We start from the raw sequence: 25,229 nt of genomic DNA, 5'->3' as shown, positions 1-25,229 counted from the left end.
TTCTTTTTGTCACTGTTTAGTTTTGTTTTAAATTTTCTATAAAATATCCGCATGTTTTTTATTGAAGTCGTTTTGCCGCTTTCTCTGGCTAAAACTTTTACCTATCGTGTTTCTGAGGCTGAATTCCATTTTATTAAAAAAGGAATGCGGGTTGCGGTACCATTTGGTAAAAATAAAATTTATACGGCATTGGTTATTGAGCTGCATCAAAATGAACCAGGTTTGTATGAAGCCAAGGAAATTCATCAGATATTAGACGAAAAACCTATCGCAACCGAAGTTCAGATCAAGCACTGGCTTTGGGTGGCGAATTATTACATGTGTGCTATTGGTGATGTTTATCGAGGAGCTTTTCCAAGCGGTCTGTTGTTAGAGAGTGAAACGGTTGTTTCGTATAAAACTGATGCGGAGGTAAATCAGGATGAGCTTTCTGATGATGAATATTTAGTCTATGAAGCCCTGCAACAGCAAAGTTCTTTAAGGATCCAGGAAATTATTTCGATGCTGAATAAGAAAAATATTCTTCCTGTTCTTCAAAAAATGATTGCCCGAAATATTATTGTTTTAGAAGAAGAAATTAAAGAAGGATACAAACCAAAACTGGTTCGATATGTGAAGCTGCATGCTAAATATGAATCCGAAAATGGTTTAGGAGAATTGCTGGAAGTTCTAAAAAATGCGAACAAGCAAAAGGAATTGGTGTTGGCGTATTTTCAAATTATGGCCTCTGAAAAGAAACCAATCACTGTAAAAAAGTTGGTTGAGGTTTCAAATTCTACTTCGGCTGCCGTAAAAGCTTTAATTGATAAAGAGATTTTTGAGGAATACCTTTTGCAGCAGGACAGAGTTTTGTTTACAGGGCGAACAACAGACGATCAATTGTTGTTAAGTGAAGCGCAGACAAGGGCTTTTACAGCTATTAAAGAGAGTCTCTCAGAGAAAGAAGTATGTTTGTTGCATGGAGTTACCTCAAGTGGTAAAACAGAGATTTATATCAAACTGATTGAAGAATATCTGGAAACCGGAAGACAGGTTCTTTATTTGCTTCCCGAAATCGCTTTAACGACACAATTAGTTTCAAGATTAAGACTTTATTTTGGTGATAAAGTAGCTGTTTTTCATTCTAAATACAGTAATAATGAAAGAGTTGAGGTTTGGAAACAGACTCTTGAAAATTCAGAGAAAGCGCAAATTGTAATAGGAGCAAGGTCGGCTTTGTTTTTGCCTTTTGATAATTTAGGTTTATTGATTGTAGACGAAGAGCACGAACAGACTTTTAAGCAAACAGATCCTGCGCCACGTTATCATGCCAGAGATGCTGCAATTGTTTTGGCTAATTTTCATAAAGCAAAAGTACTGTTGGGGTCGGCGACACCAAGTATTGAAACCTATTTTAATGCACAGGCCGATAAGTATGGTTTGGTATCGCTTACGGAACGTTATAATAATGTTCGAATGCCTGAAATTCTTTTAGTGGATTTAAAAGACAAACATTTCAGGAAAAGAATGACGGGTCATTTTAGTGATCTTTTAATAGAAGAAATAGGAGAGGCTTTGTCTTTGGGAGAGCAAATTATTTTGTTCCAGAACCGACGAGGATATTCACCTATAATAGAATGTATGACCTGTGGTCATGTACCGCATTGCCAGCAGTGTGATGTGAGTCTGACTTTTCATAAGCATAAAAATCAGCTGCGTTGTCACTATTGTGGTTATTCGATTGCAAAACCAACACATTGTCATAGCTGTTCGAGTATCGATTTGACGACTAAAGGATTCGGTACAGAACAAATCGAACAGGAGCTGATTACACTTTTTCCCAAAGCCAAAACCGGTCGAATGGATCAGGATACGACTCGTGGTAAATTTGGTTTCGAAAAAATAATAGATTCTTTTAAAAATCGTGAAATTGATATTTTGGTCGGTACGCAAATGCTGGCGAAAGGATTGGATTTTGATAACGTAAGTTTGGTTGGAATTATGAATGCGGATAATATGTTGCATCATCCCGATTTTAGGGCCTTTGAACGCAGTTATCAAATGATGACACAAGTTGCGGGGAGAGCCGGTAGATCTGAAAAACAAGGGAAAGTGGTGATTCAAACCTATAATCCGAATCACAATACAATTCAGCAGGTGACCAACCATAATTATATAGGTATGTATAAGGAGCAATTGTATGATCGCCAGATTTACAGATACCCACCTTATTTTAGAATTATAAAACTGACTTTAAAGCATCGTGATTTCGATAAATTGAAGGAAGGCTCGATGTGGTTGTATCAGGTTCTGAGTCAAAATTTGAATATGCCGGTACTGGGGCCGGAAGAACCAGCGATCAGCAGGATAAGAAATGAGTATATCCGAACGATTTTGATTAAGATTCCGCAGAACCAGCATTTGGTTAATACGAAAAAAACTATTCAGAAGATGCTGAATAGTTTTGAGGCTGTTGCTCAGTACAGAGCTATAAAAGTTATTGCCAATGTTGACTTCTATTAAATTAAGAAGAAGTGGAGAGTGCTTTTACCAGATCTTCTTTTTTGTTTCGACTAAGAGGAATTTTGGTAATGCCAATCTCAGCAAATTTACTGTTAAAGCGTTCTACTTTATCAATGTTAATGATATAGGACTTGTGCACACGAATGAATTTGTCTTTTGACAGATCATTTTCAAAAGATTTCATGGTCGAAAGCACCAGATTACTGTCGTCTTCGGTAACCACTCTTACATAATCACCAAAAGCTTCAATCCATTTGATTTTTGCAGTGAATATTTTGAGTTTTTTCAGATTACTTTTGATAAATATATGTTCGCCTTCTTCTTCTTTGATGTCCTTTTTTAGTAAATGCATATCAATGGCTCTTTTTACAGAAGCATTAAAACGATCTACCGCAATAGGTTTCTGAAGGTAATCCGTAGCGTCATAGTCGAAAGCTTTTAAAGCATATTCTGCTTTAGAAGTAATAAATATAATTTGTGGCTTAGATTTTAGTCCGTCAAGAAAATCAAACCCATTAATAACGGGCATTTCTATATCAAGAAAAATTAAGTCAATATTATTTAGAGAGATACAGCTTTTTGCCTCTATTGCATTTGAAAAATCCCCGATTAAATGCAAACCTGGGTGATTATTAACTAATTTTGCAATAATAGTTCTTTGTATAGAACTATCATCTACAACAACACAGTTTAGCTTCATAACATAAAAATTTAGAATAAATTCAGGATAGCAATAGTAAATGTATTCTTTTTTTAAGAAAAAAACTAAAATTGGCATGTATTTTTTGCTGTACAACGAATAAAAGTAAAAAAGTGTTGTATATTTAAATTTTATGGTTACTTTTGCACCCAATTTTAACAAATAAATATATTGTTTATGAATCATTATGAAACTGTTTTCATTTTAAATCCCGTTTTATCTGAAGTTCAGGTGAAGGAAACAGTAACGAAATTTGAAGAATTTCTTACTAGTAGAGGAGCTGAAATGGTATCGAAAGAGGATTGGGGTCTTAAAAAAATGGCTTACGAAATCCAAAACAAAAAAAGTGGTTTTTATCACTTATTCGAATTCAAAGTAGCTGGAGAAGTTCTAATTGCTTTTGAAACTGAATTCAGACGTGACGAAAGAGTTATGCGTTTCTTAACTGTAAGTTTAGACAAACATGCTATTTCATGGGCGGAAAGAAGAAGAGCTAAATTAAAATCTACTAAAGCGTAATTATTATGTCTACAATCGAGCAATCTGCAAAAGGAAAAAAAGACGGAGATATCAGATATTTAACGCCTTTAAACATTGAAACTAACAAAACTAAAAAGTACTGTCGTTTCAAAAAATCAGGAATCAAATACATCGATTATAAAGATGCTGATTTCTTATTGAAATTCGTTAATGAGCAAGGAAAAATTCTTCCTCGTCGTTTAACAGGAACTTCATTAAAATACCAAAGAAAAGTGTCTGTAGCTGTAAAAAGAGCTCGTCACTTAGCTTTAATGCCATACGTGGCCGATTTATTAAAATAGTATAAAAAAAATCTAGTCGCTGGTTTCTGTTTAATCAGAACCTAACTTCTAAAAATAAGGACAACAACATGGAAATTATTTTAAAACAAGACGTACAAAACTTAGGATTTAAAGATGATGTAGTATCTGTAAAACCTGGTTATGGTCGTAACTTTTTAATTCCTCAAGGTTTTGCTACTTTAGCAACTCCTTCTGCTAAAAAAGTTTTAGCTGAAAACCTAAAACAAAGAGCACATAAAGAAGCTAAAGTGGTTGCTGATGCTAAAGCATTAGCTGAAACTTTAAAAGCTCTTGAAATTAAACTTACTGCAAAAGCTGGTGGAGAGAAACTTTTTGGTTCTATCACAAACATCGACATTGCTGAAGCTTTAGAGAAATCAGGTAACGCTATTGATAGAAAATTCATCACTAGTGGTATCGTAAAACGTACTGGAAAATATACAGCTAGCATCCGTTTACACAGAGATGTTATTGTAGAATTAGCATACGAGATTATCGCTGAAAAATAACATTTTGTTAACTTCTTGTTAATAAAATATAAAAACCACTCTTTTGAGTGGTTTTTTTTTGCCTAATTTTGAGAATAACAACTCACTCAAAATCAGGAAAATGAAAAAAATCTTTGCATTATTACTAGGTGTGTTTGCCATAACCACTGCTATTGGGCAAACCACGACGTCGAGTATTAAGGGGATTATCAAGAGTTCTACCAACGAACTCTTGCCCGGTGCTACTATCTTAGCGATCCATACTCCTACAGGAAGTAAATATTCAGCTGTGTCTAATGAAGACGGTAGGTTTAATATTTTGAATATGAGAATTGGAGGTCCCTACAAAATTGTGGTGACTTTTGTAGGTTTTCGAAATCATGAATATGCAGATGTGAATCTTGATCTAGGAAAACCTTTTAATCTTGATGTGGTTCTGGAAGATGAAAGTCAGACGCTCGAAGAGGTGAAAATCGTGTCTAAGGATAAAGTTTTTAAAAGTGGCAAAACGGGTGCCGAAACTACCATAGGAAAAAGAGAGTTAACGGCTTTGCCTACAATTTCAAGATCGGCGGAAGATTTTACCCGTTTGGAACCCACTGCTAGCGGAGGTTCTTTTGGCGGAAGAAACGATCAATACAATAATTACTCCTTAAATGGCGCGGTATTTAATAATCCGTTTGGACTAGATGCTGCAACACCTGGAGGTCAGACAGGATCACAGCCTATTTCGCTTGATGCTATTGAGCAGATTCAGGTAGCGACGGCTCCTTATGATGTTACTTTGTCGGGTTTTACAGGAGCTTCTGTTAATGCGGTAACTAAATCGGGGACCAATGAGTTTCATGGTACAGCTTATGGTTTTTACAGAAATCAGGATTTGACGGGAAATAAGATCAAAGGAGAAAAAATATTTGTACCTACTTTAGAACAAACTCAGGCTGGTTTTAGTTTGGGAGCTCCTATTATAAAGGATAAATTGTTCATCTTCGGAAATTTTGAAATTGACAAACGAAGTGATTTAGGATCTAATTTTGTAGCCAATAATAATGATGGTGTAACTGGAATTAATGAATCGAGAGTTTTAGAATCGGATTTAATTGCGGTTTCAAAGGCTTTATCTAATTTAGGTTATGAGACGGGACCTTATCAGGGATTTAAGCATGAATCGAATTCGAATAAAGGAATTATTAAGATAGACTGGAATATCAATGACAATCATAAACTGGCGGTTATTTATAATTTTCTGGACGCTTCAAAAGACAAACCGGCGCATCCTACAGCACTGGGTTTTAGAGGCCCGAATGCTTCTATTTTGCAGTTCAGAAATGCCGGATATCAGATTAATAATAACCTGAGTTCTTTTCTGGTAGAGTTAAATTCAAAATTTAGTGAATCGGTTTCTAATAAGTTACAGGCGGGTTATTCGCATTTTAATGATTACAGGGTGCCATTTTCAGTTCCGGCTCCTGTGATTAATATTCAGGACGGAGCAGGTTCTAATTATATTATTGCAGGGCATGAGCCTTTTTCTATCAATAATACTTTAGATCAGAAAGTCATTCAGATCACTAATAATCTGAATTATAATGTGGGTAAACATGCGTTTACTTTTGGTGCTTCTTTTGAGAAGTTTAAGTTTGAAAACTCTTTTAATCTGGCCGGATATGATAATTTTGGAAATCCAAACGGATATGCCGGAACCTTCTTTACGCCGTATTTCACAACACAGGATTTTTTAAATGATGCGGCTAAGCCTTTTGCTACGAGTATTATTGCGCAGAATTTGAAATACGCTCAGGATGTTTTCGCTGCCAAAAATAATTTTAAAGTGGGAACTGATGGGGGATGGAAACTGGCGGAATTGAATGTAGGGCAGCTCGCATTTTATGCACAAGATGATATCAGTATCGATGATAATTTCAAACTGTCTTTGGGATTAAGAATTGATAAGCCTTTGTATTTTAATACTGCTGATCTGATTCAAAAATACATAGATACGAATAATGGCGGAGCCAAAAGAAATAACGATACCGATTATTTTGATCCTCAGACAGGGCAGGCGGTTAAATTGATTTCGACCAATTTGCCAAGTGATCGAATTTTATGGTCGCCAAGAATAGGTTTTAATTGGGATGTTAAAGGTAACGCTACTTCACAGCTTCGCGGGGGATCCGGAATTTTTACCGGAAGAATCCCTTTTGTGTGGTTGGGAAATCAGGTAAGTGGTGCTGATGATGGCTTTTTGCAGATTATGGATCCGGATTATAAATGGCCACAAGTCTGGAGAACCAGTTTAGGGTTTGATCATCGATTTGAAAATAATTTTATCGTAACAGCGGATTTGTCTTATAATAAGGATATTAATGCAGTACACGTTCAGAATTGGGGATTGAAATCTCCAACCGGAACATTAGCAGGTGTGGATAACCGACCTATTTATGTTGCAGCGGATAAAGGTGCAAACAATGCTTATGTAATGACGAACTCGAATAAGGGAAGTGCGTTTAATGCCACTTTAAAAGTGCAGAAAAACTTTGAAAACGGATTGTATGCGAGTGTGGCTTATAATTATTTAAAATCTAAAGATGTTAACTCTATTGAGGCTGAAATTACGGGAGATGCTTTTGCTTTTAATCCGGCTTTAGGAAATGTAAATAACGATGTGCTTTCGAATTCTAAATATGGAGATAATCATCGTTTTATAGCAGTAGCTTCCAAGAAATGGAAATATGGAAAAGATAAATGGGCGACAACAGTGTCGACTGTTCTCGAATATGCACAAGGAGGACGTTTTAATTACACGTATGGAGGAGATATTAACGGAGACGGCTCTAGTGTTAACGACTTGATTTATATCCCTACAACGGCTGAAATAGCTTTGATGAATTTTAGCGCACCAGGAGAAGGTGCTGCTTTTGATCAATTTATTTCTCAGGATAAATACATGAAGGACAGAAGAGGACAATATGCTGAGCGTTATGGAGCAATATCTCCGTGGAGAGGAAGATGTGATTTGAAAATTCTTCAGGATTATAATTTTAAGATTTCTTCCACCTCAGATAAAAAGAATACCATTCAGTTTAGTATCGATGTTTTGAATTTCGGGAATTTACTGAATTCAAATTGGGGAGTTGTTCAGGTGCCTACAAGTGTTCAGCCTATCGGAGTTACGGTTGCCGGAAATACACCAACGTATACTTTTAATGGTACTCAGACCAAAACGTTTAATTATGACGCTAGTTTATTGTCCAGATGGCAGGCGCAATTTGGTATACGATACATCTTTTAGTAAAGCAAAAAAAGTTATAAATTTGCCCTCGCATTTGCGGGGGCTTTTTTTTATAAATAATAGAGAAGTTCCGGAATTTTACACAAACTCTTTTTAGAGTGTTTAACACAAGAAAAAAAATGAAATACGCAAGATTAACAAAAGAGCAATTTGATGAGTTGCATGCAGAATTTGCAAGCTTTTTGGCAACGCAGGCTATTGATAAAGCAGAGTGGGACGCTCTTAAAATAAATAAACCGGAAGTTGCGGAGCAGGAACTGGATGTTTTTTCAGATTTAATCTGGGAAGGTGTTTTGTCGAGAGCAGAATTTTTGGAGCACTTTTCTAAAAATCATATTTTCTTATTCCAGTGTTTTGAAACTCATGTTCAGTCGATCGTATTGAAATCATTGGTTGCCGAAACTGATTTTTTGAGTAAGGAAGGATTGCAATGGCTTTCTGATAATATGTTTACCGAAAACATAGGAATGAAGGTTGGAAAAAAAGTGTTCACAGAGGAGAGAAACGCTTCTATTTTTGAATTAATTCAGCAAGGAGCATTTTTAAGTGACGGTCAATTGTTTACACAGATCAATACAATTATTGAATCATAGCTTTTTTTAAGATTAAAAATTAGTAAGTGTTTAACGTTTAGATGTTTGCTAATTTTTAATTTTTTAACTTTTGTTGAAGTTTTAATGTTTTTTTTTACCCGTATTTCTACGCATTTTTTCTGAATAATTTAAAGAATGGAGTTTTATTGTGATAAATATCAAATCCTTCCTGTTTTTATGTCTTTTTTGTTCAATTTCAATCGATTACCTTTTTAAATTGTAATCTTTTACTTTCTTTTTTGGTGATTTTGAAAAAAGATAAAATATTTTCATTCTTTTAATTCATCTCATTTTGACGTTATTAGGGCAGGTTTTTCCGATGATTTACCTGTTTTTTCTATTTTCGTTTTTTCTTTAAATTTAAAAAACAGGAAAATTATACTTGTTTGGTGTTTTCCTTTTTTCTAATTTTAGTATAAGAAAAAGTTAAACAAAACTTTTTGTTCTTTTTCCAAAAACAACTATTTAAGTTATTATGTAATACATCAAATAGTGTTTTTTGTATGATTATCTAGAGTTGAGGTTTTTTATAATAACTTAATTAGTTTGCGTATGGAATTGATCACTACTTTCTTTATCAAGTTTGCATTAGGTTTTCGTATTATTTTAGCTTTATCTTGTAAGAGTTTGAAAAAAAATGAATTTATCATCAAATTTAATTTTTGTTCCACTTCAGACTTGTTTCATAAATTTTCCAGTTTTAATATTTTTTTATTTTCAAATCCCAATAAGGGGTTTGTTGATGAAACGTATTGTTGTGTTTAAAATTTTTTAAATCCGCACTGCGTTTTTTAAAATGAATTGATTCAATTTTTAGAGTTCTGTTCTAAAAGAAACAAAGTTTATAAAAAGAGTAATCAACTTTTTATGAATATTGAATCAGACTATATAGGAGGTAGAATTTCCCAATTCTCCAAAACGTATATTTTCTTTCATGAAAATTGGTTAATAACAAATCACCCTTTTTGGAAGTCTGATTTCGATCTGTATTTCCGCACTTTTTTTGGTATGTCTTTTATTCGAAAGAATAGGAGCGGTTCTTTAATGTACTTCTGTTTAGAGTGTACAGCATGATTTTTTTTTACTGAAATGTTGTTTACATTCTTAGTATTCTGGGAATCTAAATTTTATTTCAACAAGTTGATTATTAGTGTTTTTTGAAATTGCCTAAGCATAAGTGCTTATCGCAAGAGGTATTTTATTGTCCATTTTCTAATCTTCCAAATTATGAAAAAAAAATTTACTTTTTATGATCTTCTTATGAAGAGGAGATTATTGGGATTAATTTTTTTACTGCTCTTTTGCAATGAAAATTTTGCCCAGACTTTTTGTAGACCCATCTCTCAAACGAACAGTAGAGCGGGAGTATGTTTGGGAACTACAGAAGTACTAAACCCAACCTTTGCTTATGATGCAAATACAAGTACGTATGCATCATTAACCAATGCGCTGGGTGTACTTTGTTCCGTGCAGGAAACAGTTAAATTTAGTCAGATGGCGAAAGCCGGTGACCAGATTGTAATTGTTTACGGATCAAATGCCGATTTGCTGGATGTTGGATTATTGTCTAATGCGACAATCCAGCCAAGCAATTCAGTCAATAGTACAAGCAGTACGGCATTGGCTTTAAACAGTCCGTTGCTGAATGTGAACGCGATTAGCGGAGCAACTACAGGTACAATAAAGTATACCCTAACGGCCGATTCCGATCAGGTAAAGGTAGAAATTGGCGGGTTACTTAGTGTCTTGACTAATATACGTATATATGATGTGCGATTGGAGTTTGCAAAACCAACCATTACCGGAGGAGCCACTCAGTCTGTTTGTTTAGGACAGTCTATTGCACTTACTGCAACTCCTGCTGCCGGAACTACATTGGCCTGGTACAGTTCGCCAACATCTACCACAGCTCTTTCAAGCGTGAATACTTTTACAACACCGGCACTAACCACAAGTACTACTTATTATATAGGTATAACCAGAAGTGCGGGTTGCGAAAGTGACGAAAGATTTCCGGTAACTATTAATGTTCTGGACCCGGTATTGCCAACGATAAGTACGGTTGGAACTTCAATTTGTTCTTCAGGAGCAACACAGGCAACTACCTTGTCGGTTATTAATCCGGTACTGGGAACGACTTACTCCTGGTACAGTGCACCAACAGGTGGTGTGGCATTGAGTACAGGCAGTACCTATACACCAACCGTTCCGACGGGTGTGACTAATTTTTATGTCGAAGCATCGATTGGTTCCTGTGTGACACCAACACGAACTCTGGTTACGGTTACTTCAACTCCGGTTCCCGGGGTCGCTACTATTTTAACCCAAAGCGTATCTATATTATCTGGTCAGAATGCTACTTTAAGTGCTTCAACAGCTGAAGCGGGAGTAACTCTGGATTGGTATGATGTACCTACAGGCGGAACAAAATTATTAGGAGATTCAAATACATTTACCACTCCGATATTAGTGGCAACCAAAACATATTATGTGGAGTCTCGTACTATTGCAGGAGGCTGCGTTAGCGCTACGAGAGCTCCTGTTACAGTAACGGTTTTAGCTAATCCTTTGGGAGGATGTCTGGAAGCCAACAGTCAGCAAACTACTCAAAACGGTCTTTGCTTACTTTGCTCTTCAAGTGCCCAGAATAATTCTGTTGACGGGAATAGCACTACTTCCTCCTCTATAACGCTGCCAGTAGGTTTAGTCAATGGGTGGATTCAGCAAACCTTACAATTTAATAATCCCGGAAAGACAGGTGATTTTATAGATGTTGACCTGGAGTTACCTGGAGGAATTGCTGATCTGAGCTTGTTAGGCGCTGTCAGTCTGGCTACTTATAATGGTGCGACTTATAATAATGATCGCACTTTTATCAATAACGCTCTGGTTACCTTACAATTGTTGTCGGGGGATAAGTTTAGAGCGACTATTACAGCGGGAGCCAATTTTGATCGTGTAGAAGTTAGATTGGGCGGACTGGTATCTGCCTTAACGACTTTAAAAATTTATCAGGCTACTCATCGCTATAAGCTGCCATCATTTACAGGAAATACCACAATTTGTGGAGGACAAACGACTACTTTAACGGCAAATATTGTTGCTGGCGAAACTATTAAATGGTACGACGCTCTAACAGGAGGAACTTTGTTAGCCAGTACAGCGGCTTATACTACTCCGGCTTTAACGGCAAATACGACGTATTATGTAGAAGTTACTCGCGATGGTTGCGTGAATAGTGAAAGAAATCCTGTTACTGTTACTGTAAATAATCCCATAGCTCCGGCAACTGTTGTTGCTAGTCCTTTGAATTTGTGCAGCGGAACTTCAACAACAGTGACTATTGATTCACCGGTTGTCGGGACTGTTTACAAATGGTATGATGCAAGTTCCGGTGGGAATTTAGTATTTACAGGTACTGTTTACAATACACCAAATCTGACGGCTACGACTACTTATTATGTCGAAGCTTCAATCGCAAGTTGTATAAGTGCAACCCGCACACCGGTTACGGTAAATGTTAATTCACGACCTTCAGCACCGGTTGCGGTATCTTCACCTGTGATTATTCAGTCCGGTCAGGATGTAACACTGGCCGTTGTAGCTAATCCGGGGATTAAACATACGTGGTATGATGTACCTACGGGAGGGACTTTTTTGGCCACTAATGTCGACAGTTTCACACCTAGCCCGGCACTAACAGCCAGTAAAACATTTTATGTAGAGTCGGTAGATTTAACGTCAGATTGTACCAGTAGTACAAGAACCGCAATTGTTGTTACCGTAATTACCGGAGTGAATAATTGCTTATTAGCCAATTCACAAATAACCACTAAAGGAGGAACCACAAATTGTTTAACCTGTAGTTCCAGTGCAGATGGAAACTCTGTAGACGGTAATAATGCTACAGCAGCTACTCTTTCAATACCTATTGGTTTAGTAACAGATCATATTCAGCAAGATTTAACTTTTCCAACAACGGGGCAGGCAGGCGATATTATAGATGTGGAACTGGGAATTCCTGTTGGACTTCTTGATATTAGTGCACTTTCTAATGTTAGCCTGCAAAGTTTTAACTCGGGGGTACCTAACGGAGATTTTAGCACCATCAATAATCTTCTGAATGTTCAGATCTTATCAGGAAATCGTTTCAAAGCAAGTTTTGCTGCAGCGGGTACTTTTACCAGTGTGCGTGTCCGATTAAATGGATTAGCTACTGTTTTATCAAGTCTGGAGATTTACGAAGCTTCTTATAGATTTGCCAATGCAGTAATAACAGGGAATGCAACACCAATCTGTGCCGGACAAACAGCTTCTTTAACAGCATCCGCAACCGGAGGAGATACATTTGTGTGGTACGATGCGCCAACCGGAGGAAACATAGTAGCTGTGAATCCAACGGCTGCATTAAGCGCTACTACTACATTTTATTTAGAAGCTACACGTGGCGGAACTTGTATTAATACAGTTCGTCAGGCTGTTACGGTAACAGTTTTACCTCTGCCGACAGCCAGTGATATCAATATAACAAGCCCCGTAACAGCTTCTTGTGCCGGAGGTATTGTTTTGACTCCTTCTTCTCCTTTAGCAGGAGCAACATTCAAGTATTATTTAGATGCAAATAAAACACAGGAAGCAACCGGAACGATAGCCGGGGTTACTTATTCTAAAGATTTAGGAACAGGTGCCCTTACCATCAGCGGACTTACAGAGTTAAATGCTCCTTATACCTATTATGTGTCTGTACTAAATGGAGGTATCTGTGAGAATGCATCAGGATTTCTTAAGGAAGTTGTTGTTAATTTCCCAACAGGTACTGCTTTAACGGTAACACCAACTTTGTCCGGTTGTGCTAAAGTAAGTCTGAAAGATGCGATTACAAATTTTGATACATCGGGAAATACTACTTATACGTTCTTTGATGCGGGAAATAATCCTATTACAGAGCAGGCCGCGTCAAATATTACTGCAAATGGTAATTACTTTATTCAGGCTCAGCTTAATGGAGGCAATTGTCCATCAGTTAAGTTACCTGTAGCAGTAACGGTTAATCCGTTGCCAACTTTAACAGTACTAACAAATTCAGTAGCGGTTACTAAAGGTTCTTCTGTTGCTTTAACAGCCACTTCAAACGGAACTATAACCTGGTACGATCAGCAGGGTAATGTATTGCCTTCGAATAATACAGGTGTTCTTAATACTGTAGGTGTTTTTGCTTATACTGTAGTAGCCAGCAATGGTACCTGTACAGTTAGTCAGACCATCACGATTAGTGTGATTGATCCTGCTGCCTGTGATACCTTACAGGAAAGAGTGTACGCCAATACACAATCTTCAGGAACAATTATTACCGGAGGGGTAACTAATGGACCTCTTGCTGCCGATAATGATCCAAGCACCTATTCAACTATTACAACCGGTTTAGGACTTTTGGGTATTGGAACGACCTGGCAAAATTTGCAATGGCCAACTACAATTGCCAAAGGAACACCGGTAACAGTAAAATTAGGTTTAGAAAACAGCTTGCTTGCTGTAGCACAAAGTATCTCGGTTGTAGGTACTAAACGTGACGGATCTAATAACCCTATCGATATTGGAACATTACAATCCGTTACAGGATCTTTATTGAACCTGTTACCGGGACAAAATTCATTCGAATATACTTTTGTTCCTTCTAATGCTTCCGGACTTCAGGATTACGACGGTATCCGTGTGCAGCTGGGATCTGTTTTAAGTGTAGCGCAAAACATCAATGTTTATGATACTTATTACAAAAGAGAAGTAGCTCAGATCACCTGTGGTCAGGGCGATATCGAAGATGTTTTCTCCGGTGTAAAAGATTTGGGAGTAGGTGCTTTAACGGCTACAGTTGGAGTTTCAAATCCATGGAATATAGCCGATAAAGATATTGCAACTTATGCAACAATGTTTAACGCTGTAGGAGTATTGGCAGCTTCAGAGTTGACTGCAACTTTTAGAACGCCATCGATGGTGGGTGATAGTTTAAGAATTGTAATTTCTAAACCGGGAACAGTTTTAAATCTTAATTTACTTACCGGATTTACCATCCAGCTTTACTCTGGAAACATTCCGGTTGGCGGACCAATTGCCAATACAAGCAGTCTTTTGACTTTAAAACTGCTTTCAGGAGATACAATGGCTATGACTATTGTTGCACCTCAAACGCAGCCTTACGATAAAGTAGTGATAACTTATGGAGGTGTTGCTACTGTTTTAGATCAGCTTAGAGTTCATTCGGTAGATCGTACAACCAATACAGAAGTGATAGGGGCCGATCCTGATAATAAAATAACGGTCTGTCCGGGAGCCAACCTCACGCTCGTCGTCCCTCCGAAGCCTTGTGCTGATTATGCCTGGTACGATTCGCCTACGGGAGGAAATCTGTTGGCCAGCGGTCAGACTTATACACTTCCTGCTACATTAGCTGCCGGAACGTATAAATATTATATTCAGCCAATTCGTTACGGATGTCCGGCTCTGGAAAGAGGTGAAGTTACAGTAACTGTAAGAGCAACTGTTCCTGCAGCAACTATTACCAACGTAACTATAAATGGAGGTAGTGCAACTATTATTTGTTCTGAAAGCGGTACAGTAACACTAGATGCTGTTCTAAGTGCTACACCAGTACTTACCAATCCGGTATACCACTGGTACAGTTTTGATGGTACAACAAGTCAGCCAATTCCTGGTCAGGTAACCTCTAAATTAATAGTTACCGGTTTACTTCCGGGGACTTATACCTATTACGTTGGAGTAAGTTCTGACGAATATTGTGAAACTGCTCCGGCAGACAGAAAACAAGTGACTTTTACTATTTTACCAAGCTCACTGGTAACCGATATTTCAATAAACAATGCTTCTATTTGTCATGATACACCTGCGGTACTAACACCGTCAAGCACTCTGACAAATCCTGTTTTCTCCTGGTATTTAGATGCGAACAAAACGCAACCTATTTTTAGCGGAACAATTGGCGGAGTAACCTATGCAATTAGTGGAAGCGGAGTTTTAACCGCTACAGGTTTAACACCGGCAATGAGCCCGATGATTTATTATGTTGCAGTTTCAAGTGATTTTACTTGTCAGAATAAAAATGGAGAATTAAGATTGGTGACCGTACTTATTAATGATCCGGGTACACCAACATCTACGACTTATAATCAGAATTTCTGTTTGATAAACAATCCTACAGTTGCTAATCTTCAGGCCGATCAGACTAATGTGGTTTGGTACAGTGCAGCCACAGGAGGAGTCGCATTAAATCCGACAACTGCTTTGACAAACGGAACCTATTACGGTGCGATCAGAGATGTGAATGATTGTGAAAGCTCAGTTCGATCAGTTGTAACCGTAATCGTAAACGATCCGGGAACACCTGTGATTACTAAAACTACTCAGGACTTCTGTTTGGTGAATGCTCCAACTTTTGCATCGATCGATGTAAGTCCTGCTGTTGCTGCCAATATTGTTTGGTATACGGCGCTGACCGGAGGAACCTTAATTCCATCTACTACAGCTTTAACTACCGGAGTTTATTATGCTGCGATCAAGGATCCTACGACTCTTTGTGAAAGTAATGTAAGATTAGCAATTACGATAAACGTAACTGATCCGGGAACACCTGTGATTACAGAAACTACTCAGAACTTCTGTTTGGTAAATGCACCAACTTTTGCATCAATCAATGTAAGTCCGGCTGTCGCTGCCAATATTGTTTGGTACACAGCACTTACCGGAGGAGTTTTAATTCCATCCACAACGGCTCTGACTACCGGAGTTTATTACGCTGCGATTAAAGATCCTACAACTCTTTGCGAAAGCAATGTTAGATTAGCAATTACCATCAACGTAACCGATCCTGGAACACCAGTAATCACTAAAACTACACAGGATTTCTGTTTGGTAAATGCACCAACTTTTGCTTCTATTGATGTAAGTCCTGCTGTTGCCGCCAATATTGTTTGGTACACGGCTTTGACAGGAGGAACTTTAATTCCATCAACGACAGCTTTGACTACCGGAGTTTATTATGCTGCCATCAAAGATCCAACAACTCTTTGTGAAAGTAATGTGAGATTGGCAATTACAATAAATGTAACCGATCCCGGTACTCCAACTTTAGTTACTGCCGGAACGCAAAACTTCTGTTTGGTAAATGCTCCAACTTTTGCCAGCGTTCAATTTAATGAAGCGAATATTGTTTGGTACACGGCGCTTACCGGAGGAACCGTTATTCCTTCTACTACAGCTTTAACCAGTGGTACTTATTTTGCAGTAATTAAAGATCCAACAACTCTTTGTGAAAGTGCTGTTAGATTGTCCGTAACAATTAGTGTTACCGATCCTGGAACACCAACTTTAGTTACAGCAGGAACACAAAACTTCTGTTTGGTCAATGCACCGACTTTTGCGAGTGTTCAGTTTAATGAAGCCAACATCGTTTGGTACACAGCGTTGACTGGAGGAACCGTTATTCCTTCGACTACAGCTTTAACCAGCGGTACTTATTATGCCGTAATCAAAGATCCGGTAACCAATTGTGAAAGTGCAGTTAGATTAGCTGTAGTGATCAGTGTTACCGATCCTGGTACTCCAACTTTAGTTACAGCAGGAACGCAAAACTTCTGTTTGGTAAATGCACCAACTTTTGCGAGTGTTCAGTTTAATGAAGCCAATATTGTATGGTACACAGCATTGACAGGAGGAACCGTTATTCCTTCTACAACAGCTTTAACCAGCGGTACCTATTATGCTGTAATCAAAGATCCGGTAACCAATTGTGAAAGTGCAGTTAGATTAGCTGTAGTGATCAGTGTTACCGATCCTGGCACGCCAACTTTAGTTACAGCAGGAACACAAAACTTCTGTTTGGTAAACGCACCGACTTTTGCCAGTGTTCAGTTTAATGAAGCCAATATCGTTTGGTATACAGCATTGACCGGAGGAACAGTGATTCCTTCTACGACAACTTTAACCAGCGGTACTTATTATGCCGTAATCAAAGATCCGGTAACGAATTGTGAAAGTGCAGTTAGATTAGCTGTAGTGATCAGTGTTACCGATCCTGGTACGCCAACTTTAGTTACAGCAGGAACACAAAACTTCTGTTTGGTAAACGCACCGACTTTTGCGAGTGTTCAATTTAATGAAGCCAATATCGTTTGGTACACAGCGTTGACCGGAGGAACAGTGATTCCTTCGACTACAGCTTTAACCAGCGGTACTTATTATGCAGTGATCAAAGATCCGGTAACGAATTGTGAAAGTGCAGTTAGATTAGCTGTAGTGATCAGTGTTACCGATCCGGGAACACCAACTTTAGTTACAGCAGGAACACAAAACTTCTGTTTGGTCAATGCTCCAACTTTTGCCAGTGTTCAGTTTAATGAAGCCAATATCGTTTGGTACACAGCGTTGACCGGAGGAACCGTTATTCCTTCGACTACAGCTTTAACCAGCGGTACTTATTATGCCGTAATCAAAGATCCGGTAACCAATTGTGAAAGTGCAGTTAGATTAGCTGTAGTGATCAGTGTTACCGATCCGGGAACTCCTGTGATTACAGAAACTACACAGAATTTCTGTTTGGTGAATGCGCCAACTTTTGCATCAATCAATGTAAGTCCGGCAGTGGCTGCTAATATTGTTTGGTACACAGCGCTTACCGGAGGGACTTTAATTCCATCGACTACAGCTTTGACTACCGGAGTTTATTATGCTGCAATTAAAGATCCAGTAACTCTTTGTGAAAGTGCTGTTCGATTAGCGATAACCATTAGCGTAACCGATCCTGGTACTCCTGTGATTACTGAAACTACGCAGAATTTCTGCTTGGTCAACGCACCAACTTTTGCATCGATTAATGTAAGCCCTGCTGTTGCCGCCAATATTGTTTGGTACACAGCACTTACCGGAGGAACTTTAATTCCTTCAACTACAGCTTTAACTACAGGAGTTTATTATGCTGCCATCAAAGATCCAATCACGAACTGTGAGAGTAATGTGAGATTGGCAATTACAATAAGCGTAACTGATCCGGGTACCCCAACTTTAGTTACAGCAGGAACACAAAACTTCTGTTTGGTAAATGCACCAACTTTTGCAAGCGTTCAATTTAATCAGGCAAATATTGTTTGGTATACAGCGCTTACCGGAGGAACCGTTATTCCTTCGACTACAGCTTTAACCAGTGGTACTTATTATGCTGTAATCAAAGATCCAATCACGAACTGTGAGAGTGCAGTAAGATTGGCTGTAGTAATCAGCGTTACTGATCCGGGAACACCAACTTTAGTTACAGCGGGAACACAAAACTTCTGTTTGGTCAATGCACCGACTTTTGCCAGTGTTCAGTTTAATGAAGCCAATATCGTTTGGTATACAGCGTTAACTGGAGGAACAGTGATTCCTTCAACTACAGCTTTAACTAGCGGTACCTATTACGCTGTTATCAAAGATCCAATAACCAATTGTGAAAGTGCTGTTAGATTAGCGGTAACGATCAGTGTGACTGATCCTGGCACTCCAACTTTAGTTACGGCAGGAACACAGAACTTCTGCTTGGTTAATGCGCCGACTTTTGCCAGTGTTCAGTTTAATGAAGCTAATATCGTTTGGTATATAGCATTGACCGGAGGAACAGTTATTCCTTCGACTACAGCCTTAACCAGTGGTACTTATTATGCGGTAATCAAAGATCCGGTAACCAATTGTGAGAGTGCCGTGAGATTAGCGGTAACGATTAGTGTTACTGATCCTGGAACACCGGTAATCACTAAAACTACTCAGAATTTCTGTTTGGTAAATGCACCAACTTTTGCATCGATTGATGTAAGTCCTGCTGTTGCCGCTAATGTTGTTTGGTACACAACGTTGACCGGAGGGGCATTAATTCCATCCACAACAGCTTTGACCACTGGAGTTTACTACGCTGCAATCAAAGATCCGACAACTCTTTGTGAAAGTGCTGTCAGATTAGCGATTACTATCAATGTAACCGATCCGGGAACTCCTGTGATTACAAAAACAACTCAGAATTTCTGTTTGTTCAACGCACCAACTTTTGCGTCGATTGACGTAAGTCCAGCTGTTGCTGCCAATATAGTTTGGTACACTGCCTTAACCGGAGGAATTTTAATTCCATCGACGACAGCATTGACAAGTGGTACATATTATGCTGCAATCAAAGATCCGGTAACTCTTTGTGAGAGTAATGTGAGATTGGCGATTATCATTATTGTAACCGATCCTGAAGCACCAATTATTACCAAAACTACTCAGGATTTCTGTTTGATAGATGCACCAACTTTTGCAACAATCGACGTAAGTCCTGCCGTTGCCGCCAATATAGTTTGGTATACAGCTTTAACCGGAGGAACTATAATTCCTTCTACAACAGCTTTAACTACCGGAATTTATTATGCTGCGGTTATAGATCCGGTATCAGGATGTGAAAGTACCGAAAGATTACCAATTACAATTAATGTTACTGATCCTGGTACACCAACATTAGTTACGGCAGGAACGCAAAACTTCTGTTTAGCAAATGCACCAACCTTTGCCAGTGTTCAGTTTAATCAGGCTAATATTGTCTGGTATACAGCGCTGACTGGAGGAACAGTGATTGCATCAACCACAGCTTTAACAAGCGGCACTTATTATGCAGTAATTAAAGACCCGGTTACAAACTGTGAAAGCGCCGTAAGATTAGCGGTAACAATCAATGTTGCTAATCCGGGAACACCAACTTTAGTAACAGCAGGAACACAAACCTTCTGTACGGTAAATGCACCAACGTTTGCGAGTGTTCAATTCAATCAGGCAAACATAGTTTGGTATACTGCGCTAACCGGAGGAACAGTGATTCCTTCTACTACAGCTTTAACCAGTGGTACTTATTATGCAGTGATAAAAGATCCTGTATCAGGATGTGAAAGTGCTGTGAGATTAACAGTAAATGTTAATGTAATCGATCCGGGTACGCCAACAACAGCAGCTGCCACTCAGGTATTCTGCTCAGGAAATAATCCAACGGTTGCTAACATTCAGGTAAACGGAAGCAACATCGTGTGGTATACCACTGCAACTGGCGGAACTGTCGTTGCGGGAACTACACCACTAGTAAATGGTGATTATTATGCAGCGATAAAAGATCCGGTATCCGGTTGTGAAAGCAGCGTGAGATTAAAAGTTACGGTAACTATTGGAATTTCTAAAGATCCAACTACAACTGCGGCGACTCAGAATTTCTGTTCTACAAGTGCTCCTACCTTTGCAAGTATTCAGGTTAACGAGAGTAATGTAGCATGGTTTAGTAGCGCAACAGGCGGAACAGCAATTCCATTGACAACCGCTTTAACTTCCGGTACCTATTACGGAGAGCTTACAGATCCGGTAACAGGATGTAAGAGTGCTAATCGTTTGCAGGTTGTCATTACCATTGTAACCCCAATGGCGACGCCTACAACTAATGCAGCAACTCAAAACTTCTGTTCGGTAGATGCACCAAAAGTGTCTAACATTCAAGTGAATGAATCCGGTGTAATCTGGTACAGTACTCCAACAGGCGGAACTGCAATTCCGGCAACTACAGCTTTAGCTACGGGTACTTATTATGGCGTAATTGCAAGCAGTTCTGGTTGTGAAAATCCAATTAGATTGGCCGTTGCAGTAACGGTTAACGTACCGCTTAGTGTTACTACTCCAAGAACGACACAAGTATTTTGTTTATCAGCAGCACCAACAGTTCAGGATATTGTAGTAAATGAAGCTAACATTGTTTGGTATACCACTGCATCTGGAGGAACTCCATTGGCAGCGAATACACCTCTTGTTGCGGCAACTTATTATGCCGCGGCACAAGGTAATATCACTAATGGTTGTGGAGCAGTTCCGAGATTAGCGGTGATTGTTACCTTTAACAATGATGCATTGGTTCCTATCACAACAACAGATGATACGCCATGTGTATTTCAGGGAGTTACTTATTCGATTGCCAATGGAAAATCAAATTATGTATGGTCAGTTTCTAACGGAACAATTACTTCAGGCGGAGGACTTAACGATGGTTCTGTAACCATTTCCTGGTCAGATATTGGACCTGGTAAAGTTGAGGTTGAGTATATTAATACTTGTAACGAGAGAACTACAAAATCATTAAATGTAATTGTAGCAACTTGTTCTGATCTAACAATAACCAATACAGTTAGCAATCCTAAACCTAATTTTGGTGATCAGATAACATTTACCGTAACAGTAAATAATATTGGTCAGGGTAATTTTATCAATACGATAGTAAGCGATTTATTACCTAGCGGATATAATTTGATAAGTGCATCTGCAACTGCAGGAACATACAGTTTGTTATCCCAAATTTGGACGATTCCAACGTTGAATGCAGGACAAAGTGTTGTCCTTACAATTGTAGCAGAAGTATTGCCAGGTGGTAAATACTTAAGCGTTGCAACTGTCGAGACTTCCACTCCGTTAGATGTGGATTCATCAAATAATTCGGCTTCAGTTTCTGTTGAACCAATTTGTTTGACCGTTTACAATGAATTTACTCCAAACAATGACGGGGCAAATGATTTGTTCAGAATTGATTGTATCGAAACTTATCCAAATAATGAGTTGAAAGTGTATAACAGATACGGTTCATTAGTATATAGTAAACAACATTATGAAAATGATTGGGACGGAACCGCTAATGTATCCGGAGTTATCAACAGAGGAGATATGCTGCCAACAGGTACTTATTTCTATGTGATAGCAATAGGAGACGGAACGGTTAAAAAAGGATGGTTATCTATAATGAGATAAGCAGCCGTATTAATCATCTAATTAATTAAACTTAATAAGTATCGTTATGAAACTATATATAAAATCAATAGAAACGTATTTTATTTTAATATGTTCTTTTATCACATTTTGTGCCAGTGCACAACAGGATCCGGAGTACACGCAATACATGTACAATACGATGTCGGTGAATCCAGCTTATGCTGGATCTACCGGAACCATCGAGGCGACACTTTTACATCGTTCGCAATGGGTTGGAATCGATGGAGCACCCGAAACACAATCATTCTCTGTTCATTCACCTCTTCGAAACGAGATGATTGGTTTAGGATTAAGTGTTGTTAATGACAAAATTGGTCCGTCAAATGAGTTGTATATCGACGGGAACTTCGCTTATTCAATTCCTTTAGGATATGAAAAAAGACTTGCGTTTGGATTAAAAGCAGGTATGCGAATGTTAAACGTAGATTGGTCAAAAGGACGATTCTATAACAATAATGATGTATTACTGAATCAGAATATTAATAATCAATTGAAACTGGCTGTAGGAGCAGGGGTGTACTATTACACTAACAAATGGTATGTTGGTCTTTCAGTTCCAAGCTTTATTAAAAGTGATTATTACGATGATATTCAGGAGTCTATATCGTACGATCGATTGCATTACTACCTGATGGGAGGTTATGTTTTTGATTTGAATCCAAACTTAAAATTTAAGCCGGCATTTTTGGTAAAAGCAGTGAGTGGAGCACCACTTACTGCTGATATCTCGGCAAATTTTATGATAGCAGAAAAGTTTGTAATAGGTGGATCTTACCGAACAGACGACTCGATAAGTATTCTGGCAGGTTTTCAGATATCCAGAAGTTTTTATGCAGGGTATGCTTTTGATTATACCGTTAGTGATTTGAATAAATACAATGATGGATCACATGAGATCATCTTGCGTTATCAGTTTACTAGAAAACAAAGTAAAATCAAATCACCTCGATTCTTCTAAAACATAAACCCTATGAAAAAACTATATATCCTTAGTTTAGTCTTGAGCATTACCTTTGGTTTTGCTCAAAAGACTAATTTGAAAAAAGCCGATGCATTGTTTCGAAATTTCTCTTATCTCGATGCCTCTAAAGCTTATGAAGAGTGTTTGCAGAATATAGAGAATCCAACAGCACAAACCATAAAAAATGCCGCAGATTCTTATTATTTTATTTCCGATGGAAGAAATGCGCTTCGATGGTATAAAAGACTCTATCAGATACAAGGGAATAATCTGACCGACATTTATTACCTGCGCTATATTCAGTGCTTGAAATCTGTTATGGATTATGATGAAGCCGATAAAATTACCAAAGAATATCTCAATAAAAAAGGAGATCAGAAAGAGATCAATCGGTATGTTGCTCAGAAAAAACAATTAGACAGTCTGGCCAAAACTAAGTCTTTGTACGACACTAGAAACTTAGACATTAATACCGGTAAATCTGATTTTGGAGCTACATTTTTTCAGGACCGAATTGTATTTTCATCGGCCAGAGATACTACGAAGTTTGCCGATAAACTTTACAACTGGAACAATCAGCCTTTTCTTAATTTGTATGTAGCCGAACGAAATCCCGCTGATGGAGGTTTATTTAACGAAAAACTGTTTATCCCTAACGTGATGACTAAATATCACGAAGCAACCGCCTCTTTTGATGCCAGCGGAAAAACAATTTACTATACGTCTAATATTGTCAAGAAAAACAAATTAGTAGTCGACCAGGACAGAATCAACAACTTTCAAATTCTAAAAGGATCTTTGGTAGACGGAAAGGTAGAAAACCCGCAAAAGATTTTCTTTGATAGTGATGATTATTCTGTTGGGCATCCTAGTTTAAGCGACGACGGTAAATTGCTCTTCTTCGCTTCCGATATGCCGGGCGGCTATGGAGAAACCGATTTGTATGTTGTGAAAATTGCAAACGACGGAACCATGAGTTCCCCTCAAAATTTAGGGCCAAAAATTAACACATTAGGAAATGATCTTTTTCCATTCTTTCGTAACGGAACACTTTATTTTTCTTCAGACGGACATTATGGTTTAGGAGATTTAGATGTGTACGAAAGTAAAATGTTATCGGATGGGAGCTTTTCGGCACCGAAAAATTTGGGAGCTCCAATAAACAGTAATAAAGACGATTTTACTTTTGTGATTGATAAAACCGGAAGTTATGGATATGTATCTTCCAACAGAGCAGGAGGAAAAGGCGATGATGATATTTATTCCTTTACTAAAGGACAACCCGTTTGCAATCAGAATATTTCAGGAAAAGCAATCGATCATAAATCAAAAGCACTTTTAGCCGATGTTACTATAATAGCTTATGATCCGTATAATGAAGTTTTGGCAGAAACTAAAACCAATTTTGACGGCAAATATGCGGTAACAGTTCCTTGCAACAAAGCAGTTCGTTTGGTAGCGTCAAAATTTAATTATAGTGACGATGAAAAAACTGTTGCCACAACCAAAATCAATGAAGCCGAAATTACCGATGTCGATTTTGAGCTTAGCAATTATGATGACCTGGTAGTGAAAAAACAAGGAGTCGAAAAAGTTGACGTTAATCCGATCTATTTTGATTACGACAAATTCAATATTACACCTTTGGCAGCCACTGAGTTGGATAAAGTAGTATTTGTGATGCGAAAATTTCCTAAAATCCGTATCAAAATTGAGTCCCATACCGATTCCAGAGGTAAAGATGCTTATAACCTGAAACTTTCAGATAATAGAGCTAAATCAACACGTGATTATATCCTTTCACAAGGTATTGACACTGCAAGAATCGAAAGTGCTATTGGTTACGGTGAAAGCCGTCCGATCAATAAATGCAAAAATGGTGTAAAATGTACCGAGGCGGAACATTTGTTAAACAGACGCTCAGACTTTATTATAATTCAAAAATAGAGTTACATTTTCACACTAATGATTGAATTGTTAGTTTGAATTTTAAAATGAAGAAACCATTTGGA

The 25,229-nt window shown here is 38.1% G+C and carries 10 protein-coding genes; 9 read left to right on the top strand and 1 reads right to left on the bottom strand.

Annotated features, from left to right (window positions below):
- Window positions 1–51: 51 nt before the first annotated feature.
- Window positions 52–2,502: a replication restart helicase PriA gene (gene priA / locus BHE19_RS19885; protein WP_070908552.1), complete on the top strand. Its 2,451-nt coding sequence runs from the start codon at window positions 52–54 to the stop codon at window positions 2,500–2,502.
- 1 nt (window position 2,503) lies between these two features.
- Here priA and BHE19_RS19880 read toward each other — a convergent pair whose 3' ends face one another.
- Window positions 2,504–3,202, bottom strand: coding sequence for a LytR/AlgR family response regulator transcription factor (locus tag BHE19_RS19880; protein ID WP_026110001.1), 699 nt, complete (start codon window positions 3,200–3,202; stop codon window positions 2,504–2,506).
- A gap of 177 nt (window positions 3,203–3,379) precedes the next feature.
- On the opposite strand from BHE19_RS19880, the gene rpsF reads away from it, so the two are divergent.
- The 8 genes from rpsF to BHE19_RS19835 all read left to right on the top strand — a co-directional run bounded on the left by rpsF (window position 3,380) and on the right by BHE19_RS19835 (window position 25,164).
- Window positions 3,380–3,721: a 30S ribosomal protein S6 gene (rpsF, locus tag BHE19_RS19875; RefSeq protein WP_007810575.1), complete on the top strand. Its 342-nt coding sequence runs from the start codon at window positions 3,380–3,382 to the stop codon at window positions 3,719–3,721.
- 5 nt (window positions 3,722–3,726) lie between these two features.
- Entirely contained in the window at window positions 3,727–4,023 is a 297-nt protein-coding gene (gene rpsR, locus BHE19_RS19870; protein ID WP_002987043.1) for a 30S ribosomal protein S18, read from the top strand.
- 68 nt (window positions 4,024–4,091) lie between these two features.
- The gene (gene rplI, locus BHE19_RS19865) at window positions 4,092–4,532 is read left to right on the top strand and encodes a 50S ribosomal protein L9 (protein ID WP_070908551.1); all 441 of its coding nucleotides are present in this window, start codon (window positions 4,092–4,094) and stop codon (window positions 4,530–4,532) included.
- Between the two features lie 100 nt (window positions 4,533–4,632).
- Window positions 4,633–7,803, top strand: coding sequence for a TonB-dependent receptor (locus BHE19_RS19860; RefSeq protein WP_070908550.1), 3,171 nt, complete (start codon window positions 4,633–4,635; stop codon window positions 7,801–7,803).
- A 119-nt stretch (window positions 7,804–7,922) separates the two neighbouring features.
- On the top strand, window positions 7,923–8,396 hold the full coding sequence (locus BHE19_RS19855) for a DUF6495 family protein (protein WP_070908549.1): 474 nt from the start codon (window positions 7,923–7,925) through the stop codon (window positions 8,394–8,396).
- A 1,227-nt stretch (window positions 8,397–9,623) separates the two neighbouring features.
- A complete protein-coding gene (locus tag BHE19_RS19845; RefSeq protein ID WP_070908548.1) occupies window positions 9,624–22,235 on the top strand; it encodes an Ig-like domain-containing protein in 12,612 nt (4,203 codons plus the stop codon).
- 46 nt (window positions 22,236–22,281) lie between these two features.
- The gene (locus tag BHE19_RS19840) at window positions 22,282–23,214 is read left to right on the top strand and encodes a PorP/SprF family type IX secretion system membrane protein (RefSeq protein ID WP_017497149.1); all 933 of its coding nucleotides are present in this window, start codon (window positions 22,282–22,284) and stop codon (window positions 23,212–23,214) included.
- A gap of 12 nt (window positions 23,215–23,226) precedes the next feature.
- Window positions 23,227–25,164, top strand: a complete 1,938-nt coding sequence (locus tag BHE19_RS19835) for an OmpA family protein (RefSeq protein ID WP_070908547.1) — start codon at window positions 23,227–23,229, stop codon at window positions 25,162–25,164.
- Window positions 25,165–25,229: the final 65 nt, after the last annotated feature.

This window comes from Flavobacterium tructae (assembly GCF_001853485.1).
GTDB classification, from domain to species: Bacteria; Bacteroidota; Bacteroidia; order Flavobacteriales; family Flavobacteriaceae; genus Flavobacterium; species Flavobacterium tructae.
This window is presented reverse-complemented; position numbering and strand designations above follow the sequence as displayed.

Bases quoted from the DNA above. Each gene is read 5' to 3' on its own strand.
- priA (WP_070908552.1), top strand. From the start codon at position 52: ATGTTTTTTATTGAAGTCGTTTTGCCGCTTTCTCTGGCTAAAACTTTT.
- BHE19_RS19880 (WP_026110001.1), bottom strand. From the start codon at position 3,202: ATGAAGCTAAACTGTGTTGTTGTAGATGATAGTTCTATACAAAGAACT.
- rpsF (WP_007810575.1), top strand. From the start codon at position 3,380: ATGAATCATTATGAAACTGTTTTCATTTTAAATCCCGTTTTATCTGAA.
- rpsR (WP_002987043.1), top strand. From the start codon at position 3,727: ATGTCTACAATCGAGCAATCTGCAAAAGGAAAAAAAGACGGAGATATC.
- rplI (WP_070908551.1), top strand. From the start codon at position 4,092: ATGGAAATTATTTTAAAACAAGACGTACAAAACTTAGGATTTAAAGAT.
- BHE19_RS19860 (WP_070908550.1), top strand. From the start codon at position 4,633: ATGAAAAAAATCTTTGCATTATTACTAGGTGTGTTTGCCATAACCACT.
- BHE19_RS19855 (WP_070908549.1), top strand. From the start codon at position 7,923: ATGAAATACGCAAGATTAACAAAAGAGCAATTTGATGAGTTGCATGCA.
- BHE19_RS19845 (WP_070908548.1), top strand. From the start codon at position 9,624: ATGAAAAAAAAATTTACTTTTTATGATCTTCTTATGAAGAGGAGATTA.
- BHE19_RS19840 (WP_017497149.1), top strand. From the start codon at position 22,282: ATGAAACTATATATAAAATCAATAGAAACGTATTTTATTTTAATATGT.
- BHE19_RS19835 (WP_070908547.1), top strand. From the start codon at position 23,227: ATGAAAAAACTATATATCCTTAGTTTAGTCTTGAGCATTACCTTTGGT.